Annotated in this window: 28 protein-coding genes, 1 tRNA gene and 1 pseudogene; 21 read left to right on the top strand and 9 right to left on the bottom strand. The window is 32.3% G+C overall.

The window, feature by feature from the left end; genetic code table 11:
• Nucleotides 1-62: 62 nt before the first annotated feature.
• The gene (locus DQN38_RS08425) at nt 63-608 is read left to right on the top strand and encodes a manganese efflux pump MntP (protein ID WP_011732322.1); all 546 of its coding nucleotides are present in this window, start codon (nt 63-65) and stop codon (nt 606-608) included.
• Here DQN38_RS08425 and DQN38_RS08420 read toward each other — a convergent pair.
• From DQN38_RS08420 to DQN38_RS08410, 3 genes are read right to left on the bottom strand one after another with little or no spacing between them, the layout of a single operon-like run.
• The gene (locus DQN38_RS08420) at nt 586-849 is read right to left on the bottom strand and encodes a winged helix-turn-helix domain-containing protein (RefSeq protein WP_024305260.1); all 264 of its coding nucleotides are present in this window, start codon (nt 847-849) and stop codon (nt 586-588) included. The genes DQN38_RS08425 and DQN38_RS08420 overlap by 23 nt on opposite strands.
• Nucleotides 816-1,178 carry a diacylglycerol kinase gene (locus DQN38_RS08415; RefSeq protein ID WP_002850819.1) on the bottom strand — a complete coding sequence of 121 codons (363 nt, stop codon included), beginning with the start codon at nt 1,176-1,178 and terminating at the stop codon, nt 816-818. Before DQN38_RS08415 ends, DQN38_RS08420 begins: the two co-directional genes overlap by 34 nt.
• Nucleotides 1,175-2,704: a phosphoethanolamine transferase gene (locus DQN38_RS08410; protein WP_024305259.1), complete on the bottom strand. Its 1,530-nt coding sequence runs from the start codon at nt 2,702-2,704 to the stop codon at nt 1,175-1,177. The genes DQN38_RS08415 and DQN38_RS08410 overlap by 4 nt, the downstream gene beginning before the upstream one ends.
• Nucleotides 2,705-2,826: 122 nt before the next feature.
• Between DQN38_RS08410 and DQN38_RS08405 the strand changes: the two genes are divergently transcribed.
• Both DQN38_RS08405 and DQN38_RS08400 read left to right on the top strand, forming a co-directional pair.
• Nucleotides 2,827-3,585 (top strand): exodeoxyribonuclease III, encoded by a 759-nt coding sequence (locus DQN38_RS08405; RefSeq protein WP_011732320.1) that lies wholly within the window; start codon nt 2,827-2,829, stop codon nt 3,583-3,585.
• A gap of 17 nt (nt 3,586-3,602) precedes the next feature.
• On the top strand, nt 3,603-4,106 hold the full coding sequence (locus DQN38_RS08400) for an isochorismatase family protein (RefSeq protein ID WP_011732319.1): 504 nt from the start codon (nt 3,603-3,605) through the stop codon (nt 4,104-4,106).
• Here the strand turns inward: DQN38_RS08400 and DQN38_RS08395 are convergent, their stop codons facing one another.
• Genes DQN38_RS08395 through rpsT form a run of 3 tightly spaced genes read right to left on the bottom strand, consistent with a single transcriptional unit; the run spans nt 4,107 to nt 5,828 of the window.
• Entirely contained in the window at nt 4,107-4,457 is a 351-nt protein-coding gene (locus DQN38_RS08395) for an MmcQ/YjbR family DNA-binding protein (RefSeq protein WP_065843903.1), read from the bottom strand.
• A gap of 25 nt (nt 4,458-4,482) precedes the next feature.
• Nucleotides 4,483-5,550 carry a peptide chain release factor 1 gene (gene prfA / locus DQN38_RS08390; protein ID WP_002850812.1) on the bottom strand — a complete coding sequence of 356 codons (1,068 nt, stop codon included), beginning with the start codon at nt 5,548-5,550 and terminating at the stop codon, nt 4,483-4,485.
• Between the two features lie 11 nt (nt 5,551-5,561).
• On the bottom strand, nt 5,562-5,828 hold the full coding sequence (rpsT, locus tag DQN38_RS08385) for a 30S ribosomal protein S20 (protein WP_002850811.1): 267 nt from the start codon (nt 5,826-5,828) through the stop codon (nt 5,562-5,564).
• 204 nt (nt 5,829-6,032) lie between these two features.
• Here rpsT and glmM point away from each other — a divergent pair, with 204 nt between their 5' ends.
• The 14 genes from glmM to DQN38_RS08320 all read left to right on the top strand — a co-directional run bounded on the left by glmM (nt 6,033) and on the right by DQN38_RS08320 (nt 14,138).
• Nucleotides 6,033-7,373, top strand: a complete 1,341-nt coding sequence (gene glmM / locus DQN38_RS08380; protein ID WP_002850809.1) for a phosphoglucosamine mutase — start codon at nt 6,033-6,035, stop codon at nt 7,371-7,373.
• A complete protein-coding gene (lspA, locus tag DQN38_RS08375; RefSeq protein WP_038454281.1) occupies nt 7,366-7,809 on the top strand; it encodes a signal peptidase II in 444 nt (147 codons plus the stop codon). Before glmM ends, lspA begins: the two co-directional genes overlap by 8 nt.
• Nucleotides 7,809-8,171 carry an NINE protein gene (locus tag DQN38_RS08370; RefSeq protein WP_002850805.1) on the top strand — a complete coding sequence of 121 codons (363 nt, stop codon included), beginning with the start codon at nt 7,809-7,811 and terminating at the stop codon, nt 8,169-8,171. Before lspA ends, DQN38_RS08370 begins: the two co-directional genes overlap by 1 nt.
• Before the next feature lie 63 nt (nt 8,172-8,234).
• Nucleotides 8,235-8,678: a CopD family protein gene (locus tag DQN38_RS08365; RefSeq protein WP_065843902.1), complete on the top strand. Its 444-nt coding sequence runs from the start codon at nt 8,235-8,237 to the stop codon at nt 8,676-8,678.
• 70 nt (nt 8,679-8,748) lie between these two features.
• Nucleotides 8,749-8,824, top strand: a tRNA-Val gene (locus tag DQN38_RS08360).
• Between the two features lie 290 nt (nt 8,825-9,114).
• A complete protein-coding gene (locus tag DQN38_RS08355; protein ID WP_065843901.1) occupies nt 9,115-9,342 on the top strand; it encodes a hypothetical protein in 228 nt (75 codons plus the stop codon).
• A gap of 131 nt (nt 9,343-9,473) precedes the next feature.
• A complete protein-coding gene (locus tag DQN38_RS08350) occupies nt 9,474-10,712 on the top strand; it encodes a tyrosine-type recombinase/integrase (RefSeq protein ID WP_065843900.1) in 1,239 nt (412 codons plus the stop codon).
• Nucleotides 10,713-10,722: 10 nt separating this feature from the next.
• On the top strand, nt 10,723-10,938 hold the full coding sequence (locus tag DQN38_RS08345; protein ID WP_065843899.1) for a MerR family transcriptional regulator: 216 nt from the start codon (nt 10,723-10,725) through the stop codon (nt 10,936-10,938).
• Entirely contained in the window at nt 10,938-11,189 is a 252-nt protein-coding gene (locus tag DQN38_RS08340; protein ID WP_035170991.1) for a hypothetical protein, read from the top strand. The genes DQN38_RS08345 and DQN38_RS08340 overlap by 1 nt, the downstream gene beginning before the upstream one ends.
• Nucleotides 11,190-11,271: 82 nt before the next feature.
• Nucleotides 11,272-11,529 (top strand): hypothetical protein, encoded by a 258-nt coding sequence (locus DQN38_RS08965; RefSeq protein WP_170117952.1) that lies wholly within the window; start codon nt 11,272-11,274, stop codon nt 11,527-11,529.
• Between the two features lie 77 nt (nt 11,530-11,606).
• Nucleotides 11,607-12,050, top strand: coding sequence for a hypothetical protein (locus DQN38_RS08960; protein WP_170117951.1), 444 nt, complete (start codon nt 11,607-11,609; stop codon nt 12,048-12,050).
• Nucleotides 12,051-13,141: 1,091 nt separating this feature from the next.
• Complete coding sequence (locus tag DQN38_RS08330) at nt 13,142-13,453, top strand: hypothetical protein (RefSeq protein ID WP_002850798.1); 312 nt, start codon at nt 13,142-13,144, stop codon at nt 13,451-13,453.
• A gap of 173 nt (nt 13,454-13,626) precedes the next feature.
• The gene (locus tag DQN38_RS08325; RefSeq protein WP_065843898.1) at nt 13,627-13,869 is read left to right on the top strand and encodes a hypothetical protein; all 243 of its coding nucleotides are present in this window, start codon (nt 13,627-13,629) and stop codon (nt 13,867-13,869) included.
• Nucleotides 13,863-14,138, top strand: coding sequence for a type II toxin-antitoxin system RelE/ParE family toxin (locus DQN38_RS08320; protein ID WP_065843897.1), 276 nt, complete (start codon nt 13,863-13,865; stop codon nt 14,136-14,138). Before DQN38_RS08325 ends, DQN38_RS08320 begins: the two co-directional genes overlap by 7 nt.
• Nucleotides 14,139-14,988: 850 nt before the next feature.
• Here DQN38_RS08320 and DQN38_RS09170 read toward each other — a convergent pair.
• The gene (locus DQN38_RS09170; RefSeq protein ID WP_002850786.1) at nt 14,989-15,120 is read right to left on the bottom strand and encodes a hypothetical protein; all 132 of its coding nucleotides are present in this window, start codon (nt 15,118-15,120) and stop codon (nt 14,989-14,991) included.
• A gap of 458 nt (nt 15,121-15,578) precedes the next feature.
• Between DQN38_RS09170 and DQN38_RS08315 the strand changes: the two genes are divergently transcribed.
• The 4 genes and pseudogenes from DQN38_RS08315 (at nt 15,579) to DQN38_RS08300 (ending at nt 19,407) form a co-directional block, all read left to right on the top strand.
• The gene (locus tag DQN38_RS08315) at nt 15,579-16,226 is read left to right on the top strand and encodes a hypothetical protein (RefSeq protein WP_111738245.1); all 648 of its coding nucleotides are present in this window, start codon (nt 15,579-15,581) and stop codon (nt 16,224-16,226) included.
• Between the two features lie 285 nt (nt 16,227-16,511).
• A complete protein-coding gene (gene thrS, locus DQN38_RS08310; RefSeq protein ID WP_111738265.1) occupies nt 16,512-18,332 on the top strand; it encodes a threonine--tRNA ligase in 1,821 nt (606 codons plus the stop codon).
• Nucleotides 18,329-18,847 (top strand): translation initiation factor IF-3, encoded by a 519-nt coding sequence (gene infC, locus DQN38_RS08305; protein ID WP_002850783.1) that lies wholly within the window; start codon nt 18,329-18,331, stop codon nt 18,845-18,847. The genes thrS and infC overlap by 4 nt, the downstream gene beginning before the upstream one ends.
• A 182-nt stretch (nt 18,848-19,029) precedes the next feature.
• Nucleotides 19,030-19,407: pseudogene (locus DQN38_RS08300) on the top strand (NINE protein).
• A gap of 7 nt (nt 19,408-19,414) precedes the next feature.
• Here the strand turns inward: DQN38_RS08300 and DQN38_RS08295 are convergent.
• Together DQN38_RS08295 and DQN38_RS08290 are read right to left on the bottom strand one after the other, a co-directional pair.
• Nucleotides 19,415-19,966, bottom strand: coding sequence for a bacteriohemerythrin (locus DQN38_RS08295; protein ID WP_011732311.1), 552 nt, complete (start codon nt 19,964-19,966; stop codon nt 19,415-19,417).
• A gap of 161 nt (nt 19,967-20,127) precedes the next feature.
• A complete protein-coding gene (locus DQN38_RS08290) occupies nt 20,128-22,089 on the bottom strand; it encodes a methyl-accepting chemotaxis protein (RefSeq protein ID WP_011732310.1) in 1,962 nt (653 codons plus the stop codon).
• Between the last annotated feature and the right edge of the window lie 277 nt (nt 22,090-22,366).

The following is a 22,366-nucleotide window of genomic DNA, read 5'->3' as shown; positions in this document are numbered from 1 at the left end:
CGTTAATTTTAGCATAATGTAAATTAAGATATAATTACACTCTTTTTAAAATAAGGATAATAATGGAGCTGATTTTTTTATCTATCGCTTTAGCAATGGACAGTGTGGCTATAAGTATGGCAAACGGCGCAAGGTGTATGAACATAAAAGCTTTGCAAATTTTTAAAATGTCTTTTTTGTTTGGAATATTTCAAGCTTTTATGCCGGTTATCGGTTATTTTTTGGGTCTCGCATTTGTTGGGTTTATATCTTATATAGATCATTACGTAGCTTTTGCTATTTTGCTATTTTTAGGTATAAAAATGATAAAAGAGAGTCGACAGATTAGCGTACATTGTAGTTTAAATTTAAGTTTAAGAATGCTTATGTTAGGAGCTTTTGCGACTAGTTTAGATGCGCTTGCCGTAGGAATTACTTTTAGTTTTGAAGAGATAAATATAGCTATCGCGGCTTTTGTGATAGGCTTGGTATGTTTTGTTTTATGCGTTATTGCTAGTTACATGGGCAGAGTTTTGGGCGAAATGTTAGAAAGCAAAGCTCTAGTTCTTGGCGGCGTTATACTTATTTTGATAGGCTGTAAAATTATCATAACTCATCTGATAAATTAAGTCTATATAAACCGTTTTTTATCTTTGTTAAAACGCCTTTTTCCTCTAAGAGCTTGAAGGTCTGAATAACTGTGGGTTTGCTTACTTCGAGCTCATCGCAAATCTCTTTTATAGTATATTTTACAAGATATTTTTCATCCATATTTTCTACTAGAAGCTCCATTATAAGCGTTTTCTTTTCGCCTAGAATTTTTTTAAAGAGTTTTGTTAGAATATTAAATTTAAAATTATACTTATCCATACTAATCCCGCTAAACATATACTTAAAAACACAGCCGCACTTGCAGCGTCTTTTGCTTTTTTAGCTAGTATATGATAGTTTGTCGTAGTAAGGTCTACGGCTCTTTCTATAGATGAGTTGATACACTCTACTACAAGAATCAAAAATAGCACGGCGGCTAAAAGTAGATGTTCGCTTAGGGTTAAATTTAAAAAAACAGATACGATAAGTAGAGGAATTATGATGGCTAGTTCTATTTTAAAGCTTTTTTCGCTAGATATGATATCAAAAAGTCCGCTAAAGGCATATGATGAGTTTTTAAAAAAGCTATATTTCGGTTGATTTCTCACTTTATATCCTTAGCAAATAAGTCCAGATTGTTATCATACACGTTTGAATCTATACTAAAAAATCCAAGCATAGAGTGAAAAACATAGTCTTGTGATAAATTCTCATCTTTTAATCTGCTCAATTCATCTAATTTTTTATTGTCGTTTAACCAAAGTATGGCAGGAACATGTATTTGAAAATCCGGAGCAAAAGCATAAGGCATACCGTGCAAATATAATCCGTTTTCTCCCAAACTCTCGCCGTGATCACTTACGTAAAGGAGCCCGGTCTCAAATTTAGAATCTTTTAGCATATTTATTATTTTATTCATAACATAATCGGTATATAGTATAGTATTATCATATGTATTTACTATTTCATCATGCGTACAGTCTTTTAGTACGGCAGTATCGCAAGTAGGGTTGAACTTATCAAACTCTTTTGGATATCTTTTAAAGTAAGTTGGCCCATGGCTTCCTTGCAGATGAACTACTATAAAGCTGTTTTTTGAAGCGTTTTGTATTTTGGAATTTATATCTTTTAGCATGACTTCATCAAAGCCCTCTCCGCCGTAATTTTTAGCGTTTTGCAGTCTATCGCAGACTCCTTTGCACCATCCAGAATTGTTACCAAACCAGCTTACATCAATATTTGCTACAGTAAATACGTCTAATAAATTACCCGTATTGTTAGCTTTGCTTGGAGAAAACGTTTTTTTTGTTAAATTTGAAAACATACAAGGTACGCTTATAGCAGTAGATGTTCCGCATGAGTAGAAGTTCGTGAAGCTAAGTACGCCGTTTTCTTTCGAGTATGGGTTGGTATCGTTTTTCATATAGTTATTTAACGAGTAATTAGCAGCTCTCGCAGTTTCTCCTACTACAAGTACAAATAATCTTTTTTTATCATCTTTTAGAGTTGCGTCAAGTCCTATTTTTTGAAATTCTGCTTTAGGAGTTAGTGATTTTGTAAATTTAATTATAGAGTATATAGGATAAAACGGAGTTGTAAAAAACCTGATTTCCGGATAGTTTCTAAAAAATGGTATAAAGTTTTTGCTAAATATACCAAAAGAAGCTCCGAAAATGGCTAAAGCCGCTACTATAAAAATAGATCTGATTTTTATCTCGTGCAAAACCTTAGAATAGATAATTTTCGTTTTTACTACGATAATCACGACGAAAACGGCGCCTAAAATCCATAAAATTATATCCCAATTTAGTAGATCTTTCACCTCTTTTACATCCGTTTGCACCGCATTTCTTATCATATCGCTATCTATTATTGTGCCGTACGTGTTCATAAAGTACGCTCCGGCAATTCCGCTAATACCTATAAAAATTGATAATGGTTTAGTTAGATAAGGTAGGAATAATAAGCTAAAAGCTATTATCAATAGTGCAAAAAATAGCACCGGAAGCGTTAAAATAACAATTTTGTTTTCGTAAAAACCTGCTTTATTGATTGCAAATTCAAAAAATTTGTAGTTAAGCAAGGTTATAAAAAGAGCAAAACTCAATATAAAAATATTTGAGCTGATTTTCATGAAGATCCTTAAAATTATTTGTTAAAATTATAATTCAATATGGTAAATAGATAAAAATTTAGTATAAGTATTTTAAATTTGAAGTTATAATTTAAGCAAGAAAATATATAAAAGGATTAAATTTGAAACTAATTTCGTGGAACGTAAATGGACTTAGAGCAGCGCTTGGAAAAGAGTCTTTTTCGTGGCTAGATGAGCATAAACCGGACTTTTTAGCTTTGCAAGAGATCAAAGTAAGTGAAGATAAGATACCAGCAGAAATTTATAATCTGGGATTTGAAAATATATCCGCAAATTCAGCCAAAAGACCTGGCTACTCAGGTGTGATGAGTTTGTCGAATTTAAAATCTCAAAATTTAAAATCGCAGTTTTTTGATGATGATGAAGGCAGAGTTTTGGAACATAAATTTGATAATATACATCTTTTCAATATATACTTTCCAAACGGTCAAAGCGGAGATGAAAGACTAGCATATAAGATGGATTTTTATGACAAATTTCTATCTTATATCAATGCTTTGGTGAGCGAAGGCAAAGGAGTGATATTTTGCGGCGACGTAAATACCGCTCACCGTGAAATCGACCTTAAAAATCCAAAAGCCAACTCCAAAACAAGCGGATTTTTGCCTATTGAAAGGGCGTGGATAGATAAGGTTATCGATAGCGGATTTATAGATACTTTTAGATTTATAAATGGCGACAAAGAGAACGCTTACTCATGGTGGAGCTATAGATTTAACGCAAGAGCTAAAAATGTCGGTTGGCGGATTGATTATTTTTTCATTAGCTCAAATTTAAAAGATAAACTAAAAGACGCCTTTATACTTGATAGCATAGAAGGTAGCGATCACTGTCCAGTGGGTATCGAGATAGATCTATAAAAAAACGGAGGAAAATCATGGATAGTATAGTCACGGTTATCGATATGCAAACTAAGCTTTTAAACGTGATGAGCGATAAAAATTTGTTGCAAAACAGTGTTAAATTTCTAAAAATAGCAAATGATCTAGGACTTAAGGTGATCGCTACGCAGCAGTATAAAAAAGGGCTTGGCGATACCGATGAGCAGATATTAAATTTGATAAATTCCAAAATATTTGATAAGTCGGAATTCTCGGCTTTTAACGTTATAAAAGATGAAATTTCAGGTTATAGAAATGTGATTTTGATCGGAGTAGAAGCTCATATATGCGTATATCAAAGCGCAAAAGATCTGCTAAATAATGGTTATAATGTGACTTTGGTAGACGAGTGTGTGGGCAGTAGAGACGAAAGAAACAAAGAGCTTACTTTTTTAAATTTAAATGGCGTTACCGTAAAATCTGCCGAAATGATAGCGTTTGAGATGATGCGAAGTGCCGAGCATGTCAAATTTAAAGATATCTCAAAGTTGATAAAATAGTTAAAGAGTTATTTTATAACTTTGCGAAATGAGATCAAAAACCATCTTATTTTCCGCCTTTTCAAGCAAAATCGATATCCAGTTCTTTTTGTTCATGTGATAAGCGGAAAAGATGGCTTCGTTATCTTTTAGCAAAATAGCCAAATCTTTCTCGCATTTGACATTCAAAACATCAACCGCGTCATCTCCATTTAGTCCGAGTTTGTTTCTTGGTATATTGATTACGGCTCCGTACCATTTTTGATTTTTTAAATGTCTTAAAATGGCGTATTTCGGATATTTTTTCCATGGATGATCGGGGATCGTACCGTACTTTTCTTTTGCATACTTAAATACGGTCTCTCTGGTCATAATATTTATTTTAAAAATAGTTAATTTATAGTCCGGCGTTTGCTATGGCTTCTGCTTGGTAGTGCGCGATGAGCGGGTCTATGATCTCATCAAAAAGTCCTGCTGCCATAATCGCATCTAGCCTATAAAGAGTGAGATTTATGCGGTGATCGCTGATGCGGTTTTGTGGGTAATTGTACGTGCGGATACGACCGCTTCTATCTCCGGTGCCGACTTGATCTTTTCTCTCTTTGCTTTCTTTTTCTCTGCGTTCGCGCTCTTGCATATCGTAAAGCCTAGCTTTTAAGACCTTTATAGCGGCGTCTTTGTTTTTGTGTTGGCTTTTACCGTCTTGATTGACTACGACTAAGCCTGTTGGTATGTGAGTTACGCGCACGGCACTGTCTGTGGTATTTACCGACTGTCCGCCATGACCCGAGCTTCTCATAACGTCTATTTTAAGATCGTTTGGATTTATATCTATCTCGCTATCTTCTACTTCTGGCATGATGGCTACTGTGATAGCCGAAGTGTGCACTCTACCTTGACTTTCTGTTTCTGGCACCCTTTGAACTCTGTGAGTTCCGCCTTCATACTTAAGTCTTGAGTAAGCACCTTCGCCTTTTATGAGTAAAATCAGCTCTTTATATCCGCCTGCACTTCCTTCACTTGAACTTACTATCTCGTATTTATAGCCTCGCTCTTCGGTATATCTTATATACGCAGTAGCTAAGTCTCCTACAAATAAGGCAGCTTCATCGCCTCCTGTACCGGCGCGTAGCTCTAAAAAGATATTTTTTTCATCGTTTGGATCTTTTGGAAGAAGCAGAAGTTTTATCTCTTCTTCTAGTTTCGGAAGCTCTGTTTCTAGCGCTTTTAGCTCATCTTTAGCTAGTTCGCCTAGTTCTGGATCTTCAAGTAGAGTTTTATTTTCTTCTATACCGTTTAAGATACTTAAGTATCTTTGAGTAGCGTCTTTTATGGATTCTAAGTTTCTTTGCTCTTTTGAGAGTTTAGTCATACGAGATATATCGTTTATGACTTCTGGATCGCTAAGAATAGAGTTTAACTCATTGTAGCGATCTATAAATGGACGTAGTTTGTCAGCTAACATTTAAATTTAAATTATGCAGCTAAAGTACTAACAAGTTTTGCTAAGCGGCTAACTTTTCTAGAAGCGGTCTCTTTTTTAAGGAATCCTTTGCTTACAAAGCTATGGAAGTTTTTATTTGCATCTTTTAAAGCTACTAATGCAGCGTCTTTGTCGCCGCTTGCTACTGCAACTCTTACCGCTTTGGTTAAATTCTTAAGTCTTGTACGGTAAAATCTATTTCTCTCGGTTCTTTTTATAGTTTGTCTTGCTCTTTTTTCAGCAGATTTGTGGTTTGCCATAACTTACCTTTTTTTATAATTTTAGTCGGTGATTATATCCTAAAGATAATTAAATAAATCTGAATTTAAGTCAAATTTAATCATTCTCATTCTGTTTTTTAATGTAATTATTTTCCGTTTTTAAATTTAGAATTGTATTTCATATGCAAATTTAATATTGTTTTTGATAAAATAGCTAGTTAAATTTAAAAAAAGAAGGCAAAAATGAAGCTTTTTGGAACTGATGGAGTTAGAGGCAGAGCCGGAGAGAAGCTAAACGCGATGACTGCGATGAGACTAGCGATGGCTGCTGGAATTTACTTTCGTAAAAACTCAATTACAAATAAAATTTTAGTCGGAAAAGATACCAGAAAAAGCGGATATATGATCGAAACCGCGATAGTAGCCGGACTTACCGCAGTTGGATATAATGTTATACAAATAGGTCCTATGCCGACTCCAGCGATAGCATTTTTGACTGAAGATATGCGCTGTGACGCCGGCATAATGATAAGCGCCAGTCATAATCCATTTGATGATAACGGTATCAAATTTTTTGATAGTTTCGGAAATAAGCTAAGCGTAGAGGCTGAACAAGCCATAGAAAATATATTTTTTCATAATGAAATAATAGAAAACAATCAAAAAATAGGTCTCGAAATCGGTCAGTCAAAAAGAATTGACGATGTTATAGGCAGATACATAGTTCATATCAAAAACTCATTCCCTAAAAGTCTTACTTTAAAAGGTTTAAGAGTTGTTTTGGACGTTGCAAACGGCGCAGTTTATAAAGTCGCTCCGACCGTATTTAGCGAGCTTGGAGCAGAGACAATAGTTTTAAACGATGAACCAAACGGCGGAAATATAAATGATGGCTGCGGTGCTTTGCATCCTGAAAATTTGGCAAAAGAAGTTAAAAGATTAAGAGCCGATATAGGATTTGCTTTTGACGGTGATGCCGATAGACTTGTGGTTGTCGATGAAAATGCAAAAGTTGTCGATGGAGACGCTTTGCTCGGCGTTTTGGCTACTTATCTTGATGAAAATAAGATGCTTGATAAAAAGGAGATAGTAGCCACCGTGATGAGTAATGCCGCACTTGACGACTATCTTGCAAAACACAAAATTAAGCTTCTTCGTTCAAACGTCGGAGATAAATTCGTTCTTGAAATGATGAAAGAAAACGGCATAAATTTCGGCGGTGAGCAGAGCGGACACATCATATTTAGCGATTTTTCAAAGACCGGCGACGGACTTGTTTCAGCTTTGCAAGTAAGCGCTTGTCTCTTAGCTAAAAATAAAAAAGCCAGCGAGATATTCGGGAGTATTAAAGCATATCCACAAAAACTTTCAAATTTGAAAATTATAGAAAAGAGACCTCTTGATGAGCTTAAAGGCTTAAAAGAACTTGAAGACGAGCTTAAAAAACTAGGAATTCGCACTCTTTTTAGATATTCTGGGACTGAAAACGTTATAAGACTTTTGCTTGAGGGAAAAGACGAAGCATTGGTAACTAAAAAGATAGCTGAAGTAGAAAAATTCTTTATAAAAGCATTAAATGAGTAAGGTAATTTTTAAATTTTTATCATATTTTGCAGCTATATTTGCCGTTGATCAGATTATAAAATGGATATTTTTAAACGGATTTAGATATAAAGGCGAGTTTATAGATCTTGTTTTGGTCTTTAATAAAGGTGTGGCATTTTCTATGTTTGAGTTTTTGGGAACAAATTTAAAATACATCCAGTTAGCTCTCATCGCTGTCCTTTTGGGCTATCTTTTTGGACAAAAAGAACTTTTAAAATCCCATCCCGCGGCATTTGGTCTGCTTCTTGGCGGAGGCTGCTCAAATATACTTGATCGATTTGTGCATGGCGGTGTGGTTGACTATATTTTTTGGCATAAATGGTTTAACTTTGCCGTATTTAACTTTGCCGATATGATGATAGATCTGGCGATTTTGATTATTTTGATTCAGAGTTTTATGCATAGGAAAAAGTAATGCAAAGAAATATTTATATAGCGTATGCGCTCTGGTTTTTTCTAGGCGGTTTTGGTGCTCATAGGATATATTGCGGCAAATTTTTGAGCGGATTGTTGCAATTATTGCTATTTTGGATCGGAAGTTTAACCGCTATATTTTTAGTTGGATATATATTTCTTGCTATTTGGGGAATTTGGTGGCTTGCAGATCTGTTTTTTACCTCTAATTGGGTAGAAAAATTAAATTCAGTTAATTGTATAGAAAAAAGCATTAGCGATTCTCATAAATTAAAAAACGTAGAAAAACTATATGAATTGTATAAGAACGGCGCTATGAGTTACGATGAGTATCTCAGGCGTAAAGATGAAATTTTAGGCTAAGATTTAATATTATTTGAATTTATATGGTAAACTAACGGAAAAATTTTATTAAGGAGTTACAAAATGAGCTATGAAGCTTATTTATGGGTCAAATGGCTGCACTATGCTGCGTTTATCTCTTGGATGGCGATGCTATTTTATCAGCCACGACTTTATGTTTATCACGCAGAACACATACAAAATCATGGATTTGTCGATGTAGTAAAAATTCAAGAAAGTAAGCTTTACAACGGTATAGGCTGGATAGCTATGATAATTACCATTTTAAGTGGTCTTTCGATACTGATTTTTGAAAAACCGGAGCTTATGAAACAAGGGTATTTTCATATGAAATTGCTTTGTGTGATTATCTTAGTTGCGTATCATTTTAGCTTGGGGTACTATTTAAAACAGTTTAAGAATAACCGCTGTACAAAAAGCGGAAAGTTTTTTAGAATGTATAATGAAGTGCCGACAATAATAATGTTTATCATTCTATACGCTATGATTATAAAGGTGCAATTATAAAGGTGCATTTGATTTAAATTTGGGTTTTACCCAAATTTAAGCGATATTTTTATATAATCCAAACTCTTTTGGTTCTATAGCTCAGTTGGTAGAGCATCACCTTGACATGGTGGGGGTCACTGGTTCGAGTCCAGTTAGAGCCACCACTAAGTTATTCTTAATATTTCCTTACAGTTCTCAGAAGTACTTATTTGCAACGTTTGAAAGGCTTTTGCCATTCTTGAGAATGCTTACATTTTCTTAGTTTTTTATGCAAATGGCAGCTCTTAAAGGGTTACCTAAGGGGTTACCTAGTGTTTTTGCAATGGGGTTACCAAATATCTCCGCAAAGCACCAAAACAACGCTTTTGAAAGTTGAGAAATGAAAAATATCAGTTTGCTAGTAGCTGCGATAAAAAATCTACTAAAATCAATAAAATTAATTTAAAGGGTTACAATGAGTAAGGCAGTAGAAAAAAAAGAGTTTATTAATGGTATCGATATTCTAGAGCACGAACAATTACAAAGTGATATTTTAGGCTTAGGGTATTTATTATTCAGTTTTATAGATACGTTACATCATAGCGTACCAAACAGTGACCAAATATCAGCGGTAAATTTGATAATAGATGATATTTTAACAAAAATTAGCAAGGATTTAGATGATTTAGTTACCAAAGATTAGACCAATCAATGGCAGCTCTTAAAGGGTTACCTAAGGGGTTACCTAGTGTTTTTGCAATAGGGTTACCAAATATCTCCGCAAAGCACCAAAACAACGCTTTTGAAAGTTTAGGGATTAAAAAAAGGAGTGCGATGACAACAACGATAAGACAAACGACGCCATTAAAAGATAGCGACGTTAAAAAGCTAGAGTATAAAGGAGGTAAATTTAGTAAATACGCATTAGGTGGGGTTGCTAATCTTTACTTGTTTATCTACAAACCAAACTTAAAAGGCAGTAGTATAAAGAAATACAAAATAAAGATTAATGCTAATTTTCACTCCATTACAGATGAGTACAATCAAGAAATGGTCTATCCAGATACCAGCCTAAACAAAGCCAGACATAAAGTCAGGATACTTCAACAAGAGCTTATACAAAAAGCCAAAGAAAGTATCAGCCCTAATTTTGATAAATTAGCAAATGAGTACTTTAAAAATAGAAGTAACAAAATAGCGATTAAAACAGCCGAGAAAGAGCAAGGGCGTTATAAAAACTACATAAAAGAGACTTTAGGCGATAAACCAATCAACAAAATAAGTTATAAAAGCATAGTTGACTTACTGCTAAATATCGAAGCAAAATTCACAAGAGAAACCGCCGAACGTGTAAAAATGGTAATAAATGGAATATTTAAGTACTCATTATCTTTAGGCGTGATAGAAGCAAACCCAACGCCTACCACATCGGTTTTTTACAATCAACAAAGAGTTAGTAAGCCACGTTTAGCCATAATCGAACCAGAAGAGATAAAAGAGCTTATACGCAGTATAAATACGTATAAGAATCCTACTGTTAAAAACGCACTATTTTTTACTATGCTTACAGCTCAAAGACAAAACCAAATACTAAATTTAAAATGGAGCAATATCGAAGTAAAAAACGGCATTACTTTTATACGGTTTAGTTCTGAAATTATGAAAATGAAACGAACACATTTAACCGCTCTAAGTTCTCAAGCCTTAGAGATAATAGAATCTCAAAAAACATTTAGAGTAAATGAGTACGTTTTTGGTATGGTAAATAATAAAGGAATAATGAGCGACTGCACTATGCTTCAAGCTTTAAACGATATGGGCTACAAAGGTAAGCACTCTACACACGGCTTTAGAGCTACATTTAGTACGATAATGGCAGAAAACGAACACAAGCATAATCTAAGTAGCGAGTTAATAGAGCTATGTTTAGCACACAGCACGACAACGATAAAGGGCAAAGTAGCAAGTGCTTACGATAGAAGTTTTAAACTAGAACAGCAATTAATGGCTTATGAATGGTATTCTAATTTTATCAATGATTTAGAACCGTTACAAATAGCTAAATTTAATTAAAAGGATTAATATGGTAAAACAATTTTACACCCCAAAAGAGTTGTCAGACTTAACAGGTATCAGCGTATCGCATTTAGCTCATCTTAGAATGGATAGCTTTAAATACGATGAATACGGCAATTTTAAAGCAGAGTATTTCCCGTTTCTTAAAGTAGGTAAAAAAGTACTTTATCCATCAAAAGAAGTGGACGCCGTGTTGGCTAATCTAATAAATAAAGGGAATTAATGAAAACTAAACATATCTATGAGATTCTATCTGTTATGCTGAATACTGGTGAGCCAGTAACGGCAACAGATTTTAAAATATCTAATGCTAACCAATATTTTGTAATATTAGAGAGTATGAGATTAGTTACGAGAGTTAAAAGCAAAGAAGGTAATTTTAAAGTAGCATATTTTAAAGATAATGAGCAAAAACAAAAGGCCAGAGATTATCTTTCCAAATGCGGCAAAAGTAAAAACTTGATGAGGTTTTAACAAAATAATCTCATCAAGCTGAATAATAAAAACAAAAAAGGCGGTTAGAGCAACAAAACTAAACCGCCTTAAAAGAATATGAATGAGTATTTTATCACAAATAAACCAGATTCTAGCAACTCACAACAAAAATAATCCAAATTTACGTTTAGCCGTTGATACAATAAGAGCTGATTTTAATCGTACAACTCCTATAAAATCAGATACTAAAATAAACGTATTTTTAAACCTACCCGTTACATTTAATCTAAAATGGTATAAGCTAAAAAAGAGCAATTACGACTATGTTAAACTAAAAAAGTATCTGCATAAAGATGAATTAAAACAGTTTATCAATTAGGCAATGGACACGCATTTGAACGCATTTACTATTACTACAAAAAGCCGTTAGATAAAAGCAAAACAAAAGCCACTTTAGTGATTTACGGTTTAAAACAGTATCATCATTGCGCACCAAATGTTAAGCTTATAGACAGCCTTTTAGACTTAGTAAATAATGTTTCAAGTGTTGATTTATGTTTTGATAGACAAGAACCTTTTAATGTGGCAGCTCTTAAATCGATTTTCACACTAGAAACCTACCAAGAAACAACTCATTACGTAAACGATACTGGTATCTACTCGATACCGCACATATGTATTTATGATAAAGCTTTAAAAAACGGTTTGAGAGAACCATTACACAGGATAGAAGCTAAGGCGATAATAAGAAATTACTCCGTACGTAATAGAGTCATAGACCCTAAAAACCCAAAAGAACGCTTAGCCGAACAGTTACAACAAGCCACGCAAGACTTTGATGATATTATCAAACTAGCTACCAATAGACCGCTAATAAGACTTAGCAGACCTTATAAATAAACAATCTTACTTGCTAAACCGCTAAAGGCTAAAACTAATCAAGCTTATTACGCTTATTATACACGCATAAAAAAATCAATGTGTTAAAATCAACCGGTTGATATCTCGCTAATTTCTTGTTTAAGCTTAAAACGTATATTATGATTTGAGTTTTCAAAATAATGGCGTTTAAGAATTGAAAAAAAGAGGACCCTTTACATGATTCCCCGAAGTTCCTAGCGATGAAAATATCTTAATGAAATAAAACAGCTCAAAACCTTACCAAACAAAGGGCACTACATAGTCGCGACTACTTCGCAACTTCCACTTTAAGAAATCGCTCCCCTAATGGACCTGCTAAAAAGCCTTAAAACTCTCTCAATTCTTTAGCAAAAATCTCTTAAGGTTAGAACTAAATAATAGTAATATGATGACATATTTCGGCAAAAATGACAGCCCTAGCCATTGCAAAAATGACAGGGCTAGAGATGTTAAAAATGACAGGGGGGAGTGACAACATATTATTTGACAAAATACCCCCTAAATGCTAAGATACTAAAATAATAACTAAGGGACACAAATGATAGCCGTTTTAATAGACTTATTTAACTTATTCTATTCGGTTTTTAATCTTGTTGTAATACTATTCCCGTTTTTAGTATTTGGGTGGCTTGTAAGCTGGATAGTGTTTAGATAGCACGATAGTGAATTGCTCTTTAAGTCGGACAAATTTTCGGCTAAGACTACATCATTGCCCTATTTAAATCAAAGTATCTTTCAATAAAAAAGTAAAGGTACTGGCAAAAATATCATTTCATACGGGGGTCGCCTAAGCCGCACCCCCTTTCTAACATTGAAAATTATTTTTGAAAAAAGGACAGTTTGCAACTTAGTCGTATTTAACTAAATACGGTAAATAGGCTATTTGAATAACTTAATGATTTTTCAAAGTGTACTATTTTACTTGCTAAACCGCTAAAGGCTAAAACTAGACAATCTTTTTTAGCTTATTACGCTATCATACACGCATAAAAAAGTAAAAAGGTAAGCATATGCAAAGTATCACACTAAAATGCAATGAAAACGCTTTTAAAAGCAAATAAAGGCTAAATTTGAATTACAAGCCTATTGATGACATGATAGATTTTAGAAATAAACATAAAGACGCGTTCAATGATTTCATTGCAACGTTTGGCGGTTGCTTCATTTACGTGCCTAAGTTCAAAAGTGTTGTATCGCCTGAATGCAAAGACTACGCTAGAGAGTTGTACGAAAACATTTACAAGAGTAAAGTAGCAGATAAAGAGTTAAAAAAGAAAGACGCCATAAAAGAGATACAAAGGATTATCCTTAAAGAATACAATATTTCGGTTAGTTTTAGGTATCTTTTTAATGCGATAAATCCTAAATACGAACAACAGTGAACAATGTAACCGCCATAAAAACGGAGTTAGACGCTCAAAGTGAATACCAAGCATTCGCTTTTAACAAAGAGGCAAATAAAGCAACGATATCTAGAATCTAAATTTAAAAAACTAATCAAGCTTTTATCTTATTATGGTATTATTCATACATAAAAAAGTAAAAAGGTAAGCACATGCAAAGTATCACACTAAAAGCAGATGAAACGCTTTTAAAACAAATAATAGAAGTCAGCAAAGCACTAGCAGATAAACAAAACGAGCCTTTAGAGATAAAAAGCAACCAAGCCGAGCCAAAGACCTACAACAGCAAAGCCGAGTTAAAAGCCGACTATAAAAACAGAATTGAAGAAGCGATTAATGGCAGTGCCAAGCTTTACTCAATTGAAGAGCTAACCAAAGAATGCGAACAATGGTAAAATTTAGTCAACGCTTTAAAACAGAATTGCATATTATTTTTAACTTTATCGCACAAGATAGCAAAACAAGAGCTAGAATCTTTAAAGATGAGCTATTAATGCAAAGCAAAGATTTAGCTAATTTGCCCTTTAGATTTAGAAAATCAGTTACGAGCGATAATGATAACGTAAGGGATTTTATTTTTAAAGGCTATGTTATACCGTTTTTAATTCAAGATGACACAATAATCGTTTTAGGCATATACAAAGCCAATGAGTGGAAATTTTAATTCTTAAATATTCTTGCTTTATCTCTTTAGTTTATTTTAACATTTTAAAAGGTATAATTTTAAATAGCCATTAAGATGGTTTTAACCGCCTTCTCTTAATTATTAATAAAGTTTGCTTACTAAAATTAATAAAATAATTAAAATGGCTATAACCATTTTTTTCTCCTTGCTTTAAAAAGCAAGGGGCAATCTTTTTAGATATGAAACTCACAAACCCTAAGCGTTAAAATTTAACTAAAATCATCTAACCTTAAATGTGCGAAAAGTGTAGTTTTCAATACAAAATTTAATAACATCTGTTTCATTTATCTGCTAAATAGGTTCTTTATGTGAATTGATGGTATTTTATAATATTCATTGAAAATTATTTAATATCATAAAATAAGCATATAAACTTTAAATATCACACAAATATTACTAATTAATATTATTAAAATATAAATTAATATTATTAAAAACTTAATATTAACTTTATCGATAAATTAGCGTAAATAAAACAGTAATAAATCAAGCGTTAATAAAAGTTAATGTAAATATTCAGACATAATTAAGTTGTTTTTGCTATTATTTCAGCATTGATTTCGTGTAGTTACTTATAGGCTATTTTAGACTTTTGCACTGTAAAAATCGATATTTAATAACTTTGGTAATTCAGTTAGAGCCACCATTTATACTTATATATCTAAAAATTAATTAAACTTTTAAATTTATACCTTATTTAAGATCTTGCAACGTTGAGCTATGCAAATTTACAAAAAACAAAGTTATAAATTCTTTTTTTATGCTATGATGCATTTTAAAATAGCACTTATATTGCCGGTTAAACTCTTTCTTTATAATTTTTTTGGTTTTATTTAAATTTAACAGAACGTTTTTGAGTTTTTTCTAAATTTGAAACTCTCTTTTCTAATCTAATGTGAATTATTTTAGAGATGATTAAAACCAAACTCGAAACTTTGATTAGAACATCTAAAGCTTTCATATATGCTATCCTTTGTTTTTAAGTTATTATATCATAATTGATTATCTTTATCAAGTATAATATTCAAATTTAAATAAAAATATGCAGCGGTTTTGCTAGAATAGATAAAATACAAAATACTCGAAAAACGCCGCTTTCTACTTACCTAAATTTAAATTTATCTTAATAAGTAAGCTTGTTAATAATATGATTACAACTCAGACTAGGTATTTACTCGGACAAAATGATAAAAATTTTGTGTATGGCGATAATGGAAATTGTACGCGATTAAGTTCAATTGCCAAAAAATAGTTAATGAAAGCTATAGACTTGAGGAATTAAAATATTCCAGATATGATACAACAAATTTTTCTTTTAATAACTTATATGACCCACAAACCAGGCAGTATTCTTGGAGAGGCGAAGACTCTTACCAAAATCAACAATACGATAGGTTTATAAATTTATACAACGATTATATGAGCGAACTTAAAAACAGAGATAGCTATATGGCAGGTCTAAGCGACGAAGAAAAATATCAAAACATAAAATCAAGCGTTATGATAGCCGTAGAAAGAGACTTCACATCTGCGACTGGTCTAACATTCACCTTAGATAACTTACAAAAAGTAAAAGATAGCTTTGAAAAAGATAGAAGCGATACTGCAAATATGCTTATAGACACCGATATACTAACAGCTATAAAAATAAATAAAAACGGAACATTCACTCTTAGATTTAATAGTGGAAGAGAGTTTGTAGTAGATAAACTATATAAAGATACAAGCAAAGTATTTGAAGCAAGGATAGAACTAAACTTAAATATAAATAGACTAAACGAAGAAGAATTAAATACTAAATTAGACTTTAGCGTAAGTGCGGCTAAAATAAGAAATAGTTCAGGAGAGATAGAACTTATATCTTTAAAAGATCTTGGCGTTGAGATGATAAAGAAACTATCTAATGGAGGATATAAGTTATTTACTGATATACAAAACAATAAAAGCATAACAGTAAGCGATATCTATACTAAATATATATTTGGTAATTCAAATTTAGATAATTCTGATAAATCAAGTAATTTAAATTTAAATAACTCAAATTCAAACAAAACCATAAACGAGTAAAGATAAATTCTATCCAAAATCTCTTAGAGTTTGGGCGTGAGCTGTAAATTTGCTTATAATTAAATAAATATTTAGATAGATAAATATAATTAATTGTCTGTCTAAATTTATAATTAAAAATCGTAAATGCAACTAAATATTAACAATTTGATTAAATTTAGCCTAAAATACGGCATTAGTAAGCTTTAATAATCCTAAAATTCAGTTTAACTTAAAATACAATTAGATAAAATCAGATATTTTGTTCTTTCGTTGTATGGAAGAGCAACCGGTAGAAAGAGGAATATAATGAGCGATATAATTGCATATAAAGTAAATGAGCAAATAGTTGATACCCAAAGTTACTGTGGAAACGGTGGCGAAGAGATATTTTTTGATAATTCAAAAGAAGCGTTAGACGTTATAAGACACTCTTGTGCGCATCTTATGGCCGCAGCGATAAAAGAGCTATATCCAAACGCTAAATTTTTCGTAGGACCATGTATAGAAGACGGATTTTACTATGATATGAGAGTTAGTAAAAGCGACGGCGAAAAGCTAGGTGAGAGCGATCTTGAAGAGATAGAAAAAAAGATGAAAGAGCTAGCATTAGCTAAAATCGATATAGTTAAATTTAACTCGACAAAATCAGAAGTCGCAGCAAAATATGCAAGCGACGATCTAAAACAAGAAGTTCTAAAACGCATACCAGATGGCGTCGTTAGCTTGTACTCTCAAGGAAACTTTGAAGATATTTGTCGTGGACCTCACGTACCAAATACGATTTTTACAAGATTTTTTAAACTAACTAGAATAGCCGGAGCATACCTTGGTGGAGATGAAAACCGCGAAATGCTAACTAGAATTTATGGAACCGCTTACGCCGATAAGGAGAGTCTAAAAGAGCATATTCGCATCATTGAAGAGGCTAAAAAGCGCGATCATAGAAAACTCGGCGCAGAGATGAAATTTTTTACATTTGATGATACTATAGGTGTTGGACTTCCTATATGGCTGCCAAATGGCGCAAGGCTTAGAAGTCGTTTAGAACACAAGCTTTATCGTACTCATAGACTTCGCGGTTATGAGCCTGTTCGCGGTCCTGAAATTTTAAAAAGCGATGCTTGGAAAATCAGTGGTCACTACGCGAATTACAAAGAAAATATGTATTTTACCGTGATTGACGAGCAAGAATATGGTATAAAGCCGATGAACTGCGTGGGACACATCAAAGTCTATCAAAGCGAAATTCGCAGTTACCGCGATTTGCCTCTTAAATTTTTTGAATATGGCGTAGTTCATAGACATGAGAAAAGCGGTGTTTTACACGGTCTTTTTAGAGTTCGCGAATTTACTCAAGATGATGCGCATCTATTTTGTATGCCAAGTCAGATAAAAGAAAATGTGTATGAAATTCTAAGTTTTGTCGATACTTTGATGAGTGCATTTGGGTTTACTTACGAAATGGAAATTTCAACAAAACCTGCAAAAGCAGTTGGCGATGACGCTGTTTGGGAGATAGCTACTAAAGCGCTTAAAGATGCTCTTGATGAAAAAGGATTGAAATATGGTATAGACGAGGGCGGCGGCGCATTTTACGGACCAAAGATAGATATAAAAATCACAGATGCGCTTAAGCGTAAATGGCAGTGCGGAACTATACAGGTTGATTTTAATTTGCCTGCTCGTTTTGATCTTGGTTATATAGATGAAAATAACGAAAGAAAACAGCCTGTTATGCTGCATCGTGCCATTATGGGTAGTTTTGAGAGATTTATAGGAATTTTGCTTGAACATACGGCCGGAGAGCTACCATTTTGGATAGCGCCGACACAAGTTGTTATCATACCTATTAGTAATGAACACCATAAATATGCAAATGAGGTACACTCTTTGCTTCTAGATATGGATGTAGATAGTGAAATATTTAATAAAAATGAGACTTTAAATAAAAAAATACGGACAGCAGAGAAACAACGAGTACCGATGATAATCGTACTTGGAGATAATGAGGTTACAAACAGAGGTGTAGCACTTCGTGATAGACGTGCTAGAGAGCAAAAAGATATGAGCTTAGACGAGTTTTTAGGCTTTATTCAATCTAAATTAAATGAGGTGAATATTTGAGCAAAGAGAAGGATGTTTATCTAAACGAAGAAATTCGTGCTAGTGAGGTAAGATGTGTCGGTGATGATGGTACTGCTTATGGTGTTATAAGTAGAGGAGAAGCTCAAGATATCGCAAACCGTATGGGGCTTGATTTGGTTCTTATAGCTCCCGATGCTAAACCGCCGGTTTGTAAGATAATGGACTACGGTAAATTCCGTTATCAGCAAGAAAAGAAGCAAAAAGAAGCAAAAAAGAAGCAAAAAGTTATTGAAGTAAAAGAGATAAAACTCTCAGTAAAAATAGCCCAAAACGACATTAACTACAAGATCAAGCACGCGCAAGAATTTCTTGAAGAAGGCAAGCATGTTAAATTTAGAGTTTTTCTAAAAGGAAGAGAGATGGCTACTCCAGATATAGGCGTTGTTATGCTTGAGCGAATTTGGGAACTTGTAAAAGATTACGCGGATCGCGATAAAGTACCTGCTTTAGAGGGACGTTACGTAAATATGTTAGTAACTCCTAAAAAGGGATAAACTTTAGCCTTGTGGTTACTAGCCCAGGCTAGTTGCCACTTCTTCATAAATAAAACAATAAATTAAATTTAAATAAATTTTTACACAGTTATCTATTATTTTTAAATTTATATATTTTAATGCTATTTTTTTGATACAATAATAAAGTTAAATAGAATTGAATTTATTTTAAGGAGGACAATATGGACGTAAGCGCCATTACAATGTATATGCAAGATAAGGTTCCATCTCAAGGTCTACTGTTGTTGCAAGACAAGCTTAAAGTTGCTTCATAAGAGAAGCTACAAAATATTGCTTTAATTCCATTGAAAAATCCACTGATCGGTCTTATATTAGGTGTTTTATTTGGCGGATTTGGTGTTGATAGGTTTTATAAAGGTGATGTTATACTTGGTATCGCTAAACTTGTGCTGACTATCATAGGATGGATGACTGTGCTTATCGTCATAGGTTATATATTTTTGATAATAGTCTTCGTGTGGGTTATTGCCGACTTCTTTCTAGTATATAAGGGTATCAAGCAAGATAATCTAAATAAAATAATTCAGATACTCGCATGATTTACTCTTAAGATTTAAATTTTATCTCATTATTACAAGTCATGCAAGAGTATTTTTTGCCTTGTATGATTTTGTTGTGGATGGTTATAGATACTATGTGCGTTTTATTTGGACAACCACATGTATATCTGTATTTTTTTGTTGTGCTTGGTTTATTTTGATTGCTAAGTTGTAACTTTCTCCATTCTTCGATTCTGGTATCATGATGAAGTATATGCTCAAGAAGCCATTTTTCAGCTATAATAACTAAATTTTCTTTTAGATCATTTACATTTTTTGCAGTTTTTATGAGATTTGACATACTATTTATAATATCTTTATGGATAGATGAGTGCTGTTCTAAATATGGATATTCTATAAGCTCCATATAGATCTCTTCATCTCTAAAATGCTCCTTCATATACTCAAAAAATTCAGTTATTATATTTCTAATATCTTCTCTTGAGATATTTTTATTAGCATAAATATATGATTTTTTTGCAAGTTCAAATAGCTTTTTGTGCTGTTTATCTATACCATTATTTCCTACACTATATTTATCGTCCCATACCGGTATCATAACCCTACCCTTTTTTGTATAATATAATTACGTAATTATAGTAAATTTATTTTTAATGTTACTTTATATGAAATTTAATTATATAAATTAAAGTATATCTTTAGCCAAATATATGACTAAAGACGTCTTTGATAAGCAATTAAAATGCAATTAAATTTATGTTAAAATTTATTTTTTTTCGCATCATTGACTATTGAATTTGCTATATTTTCTACTTCAATAGATATTTTGTTTGTATCATTAACTATATCAACATTTTGTTTTGTTAATTCATCTACGTTAGCAACAGATTGGTTTATCTGATTCATGGTTTCGGTTTGCTCTTTGATGCTTTGACTCATATCATTTATGCTTTGACTTAGTATATTTACGTTTGCCTCAATCTCTCCTAGCGATTTCCCTGTTCTTTCGGCAAGTTTTCGTACCTCGTCCGCAACAACCGCAAATCCTCTGCCGTGATCTCCTGCGCGCGCTGCTTCTATTGCCGCATTTAATGCTAGCAAGTTTGTTTGATCTGCTATATCTCTAATTATTGTTATAATACTTTTTATATCTTCTGATTGTTTTATAACTTCCATAGTGCGTTCGTTAATCGAAGTCATAGAATTACTCATCTCTTCAATCGCAGCTGCACTTTCTCCTAGTGAGCTAGCTTGACTTTTTGAGCTCTCATTTAACATAATTACAAAATCTTGTAAGTTATTGGCTTTTGCTTGTAGGATATCTGCTTGTTTTAGGTTATCTTTTAACATTTTAGTTATATTTTTTCCTAAAGTATTTATTATCTTTTCAACTTCTCCTCTAGCATTAGGTATGTTAGATGTAAAATCAAGATTTTTAAAATCATCGAATGTTTTTTGGATAACATTTATATCGCTTCCGACTTTTTGCTCAAGCACTTCTAACATAGAGTTTAAAACATCTTTTAGTTTGTTTAGCTGCGGTGAAACCGGAACATTAACTATTCTTGCTTTTAAATTTCCATCCTCAACCTCTTTTACTTTTTGCAAAGATTCGCTAACTAATTGAGCGTCTTTTTTAATAGCATTTTTAATGATACTTATATTATCATTTATCATTGTAGCCATAACTCCAAACTCATCGTTTGATTTTAAGCTTATATCTTTAGGATTATCGTTTTTATAATTTAAGAAATCAAAGAAATTTTTGAGACCAAATACTATATTATTTATCGGTTTTAAATATCTTTTGGCTAGAATTAATACTATAAACGATGAGATAATAATATATAATGCAGACAGCCATAGTTGTTTTTTTAGTATATTATTTATACCTTCTTCAAAAATATTTTTATCCATAGATGCGCAAATTATCCAGTCGCTATGTTTTGAATTCATACAATCTGCGATATTTTGATTTCCGTTAGATCTTGTGTAGCTGATCATTCCGTATTTGTCAATATTTTTATTTTGAAAGTTATTTACGAGACTTAGAGTAGAGTTTGGCGATTTTCCTATTTGATTTTTTTCTTGATGCATAATGATTTTTCCTTCAGAATCTAATATCATTATATATCCGCCTTTTGTCTCTCCAAGCTTTATAATTTTTTTACTTAAATTTTCGGCTTCTAAATTTATACCTAAAACTCCTATAAATTTATTTTCTACATGTATCGGAGCTGCTAAAGTTATATATGTATTATTATCTAAATTTTGATAAGGATCTGTGATGATGAGTTTATTTTTCTTTAAAGCTTCTTGGTACCATGGATATTTTCTCGCATCATATATACTATTTGCTTCTTTTATAGTTCCGTCTGATTTGTATATAGTTCCGTCTGATTCATATACCATATGTATAGACGAAAATTCCGTTATTTTATTTGTAGTTTTTAGTATATTTTGAACTTCTTCGCGGGTTAAATTTGGTTTTGATATCTGTTTTGATATTTGCTCTGCTTTATTGGCATCGAATTCCAGCTCGATATCTAATATATTTTCAGATCCCGCAACTGCTTTTTGCCTTTCTAAAGAGAGAAGTTTTATAGAGTTATCTCTAGAATCTATATAATTGATATATGTAAAACTTATCAGTGCTATTGCAAAGAGTAAGGATACGCCTATGGAGATTTTGCTTGCTATGCTTTTGTTGAAAAACAACATTTTTTATCCTTTGTCATTAAAATTAATTTATTCTAATGAATCTATCTTTTAAATAAGCTTAAAATATATATCTTTACTTGTAAATTCTTTATTAAATAAATAAAAATAAATTATTTATTATCATTCAATATTTATTTAATTTTTAAATTTATTATATAATTTAAACTAAAAAATAGTATTGTTTAGTTTATTAAATTTTATATTATGAAATAGGTTTTTAATTAGTATAGGTTAATATAAATAGTTTAAGACTTAAATTAGCCTTAAACTATTGTTG

Source organism: Campylobacter fetus subsp. fetus (assembly GCF_900475935.1).
In the GTDB taxonomy this organism is placed as follows: domain Bacteria; phylum Campylobacterota; class Campylobacteria; order Campylobacterales; family Campylobacteraceae; genus Campylobacter; species Campylobacter fetus.
This window is presented reverse-complemented; position numbering and strand designations above follow the sequence as displayed.

Bases quoted from the DNA above. Each gene is read 5' to 3' on its own strand.
- DQN38_RS08425 (WP_011732322.1), top strand. From the start codon at position 63: ATGGAGCTGATTTTTTTATCTATCGCTTTAGCAATGGACAGTGTGGCT.
- DQN38_RS08420 (WP_024305260.1), bottom strand. From the start codon at position 849: ATGGATAAGTATAATTTTAAATTTAATATTCTAACAAAACTCTTTAAA.
- DQN38_RS08410 (WP_024305259.1), bottom strand. From the start codon at position 2,704: ATGAAAATCAGCTCAAATATTTTTATATTGAGTTTTGCTCTTTTTATA.
- DQN38_RS08400 (WP_011732319.1), top strand. From the start codon at position 3,603: ATGGATAGTATAGTCACGGTTATCGATATGCAAACTAAGCTTTTAAAC.
- DQN38_RS08395 (WP_065843903.1), bottom strand. From the start codon at position 4,457: ATGACCAGAGAGACCGTATTTAAGTATGCAAAAGAAAAGTACGGTACG.
- prfA (WP_002850812.1), bottom strand. From the start codon at position 5,550: ATGTTAGCTGACAAACTACGTCCATTTATAGATCGCTACAATGAGTTA.
- rpsT (WP_002850811.1), bottom strand. From the start codon at position 5,828: ATGGCAAACCACAAATCTGCTGAAAAAAGAGCAAGACAAACTATAAAA.
- glmM (WP_002850809.1), top strand. From the start codon at position 6,033: ATGAAGCTTTTTGGAACTGATGGAGTTAGAGGCAGAGCCGGAGAGAAG.
- lspA (WP_038454281.1), top strand. From the start codon at position 7,366: ATGAGTAAGGTAATTTTTAAATTTTTATCATATTTTGCAGCTATATTT.
- DQN38_RS08370 (WP_002850805.1), top strand. From the start codon at position 7,809: ATGCAAAGAAATATTTATATAGCGTATGCGCTCTGGTTTTTTCTAGGC.
- DQN38_RS08365 (WP_065843902.1), top strand. From the start codon at position 8,235: ATGAGCTATGAAGCTTATTTATGGGTCAAATGGCTGCACTATGCTGCG.
- DQN38_RS08355 (WP_065843901.1), top strand. From the start codon at position 9,115: ATGAGTAAGGCAGTAGAAAAAAAAGAGTTTATTAATGGTATCGATATT.
- DQN38_RS08350 (WP_065843900.1), top strand. From the start codon at position 9,474: ATGACAACAACGATAAGACAAACGACGCCATTAAAAGATAGCGACGTT.
- DQN38_RS08345 (WP_065843899.1), top strand. From the start codon at position 10,723: ATGGTAAAACAATTTTACACCCCAAAAGAGTTGTCAGACTTAACAGGT.
- DQN38_RS08340 (WP_035170991.1), top strand. From the start codon at position 10,938: ATGAAAACTAAACATATCTATGAGATTCTATCTGTTATGCTGAATACT.
- DQN38_RS08965 (WP_170117952.1), top strand. From the start codon at position 11,272: ATGAGTATTTTATCACAAATAAACCAGATTCTAGCAACTCACAACAAA.
- DQN38_RS08325 (WP_065843898.1), top strand. From the start codon at position 13,627: ATGCAAAGTATCACACTAAAAGCAGATGAAACGCTTTTAAAACAAATA.
- DQN38_RS08320 (WP_065843897.1), top strand. From the start codon at position 13,863: ATGGTAAAATTTAGTCAACGCTTTAAAACAGAATTGCATATTATTTTT.
- DQN38_RS09170 (WP_002850786.1), bottom strand. From the start codon at position 15,120: ATGAAAGCTTTAGATGTTCTAATCAAAGTTTCGAGTTTGGTTTTAATC.
- DQN38_RS08315 (WP_111738245.1), top strand. From the start codon at position 15,579: ATGAGCGAACTTAAAAACAGAGATAGCTATATGGCAGGTCTAAGCGAC.
- DQN38_RS08295 (WP_011732311.1), bottom strand. From the start codon at position 19,966: ATGATACCGGTATGGGACGATAAATATAGTGTAGGAAATAATGGTATA.
- DQN38_RS08290 (WP_011732310.1), bottom strand. From the start codon at position 22,089: ATGTTGTTTTTCAACAAAAGCATAGCAAGCAAAATCTCCATAGGCGTA.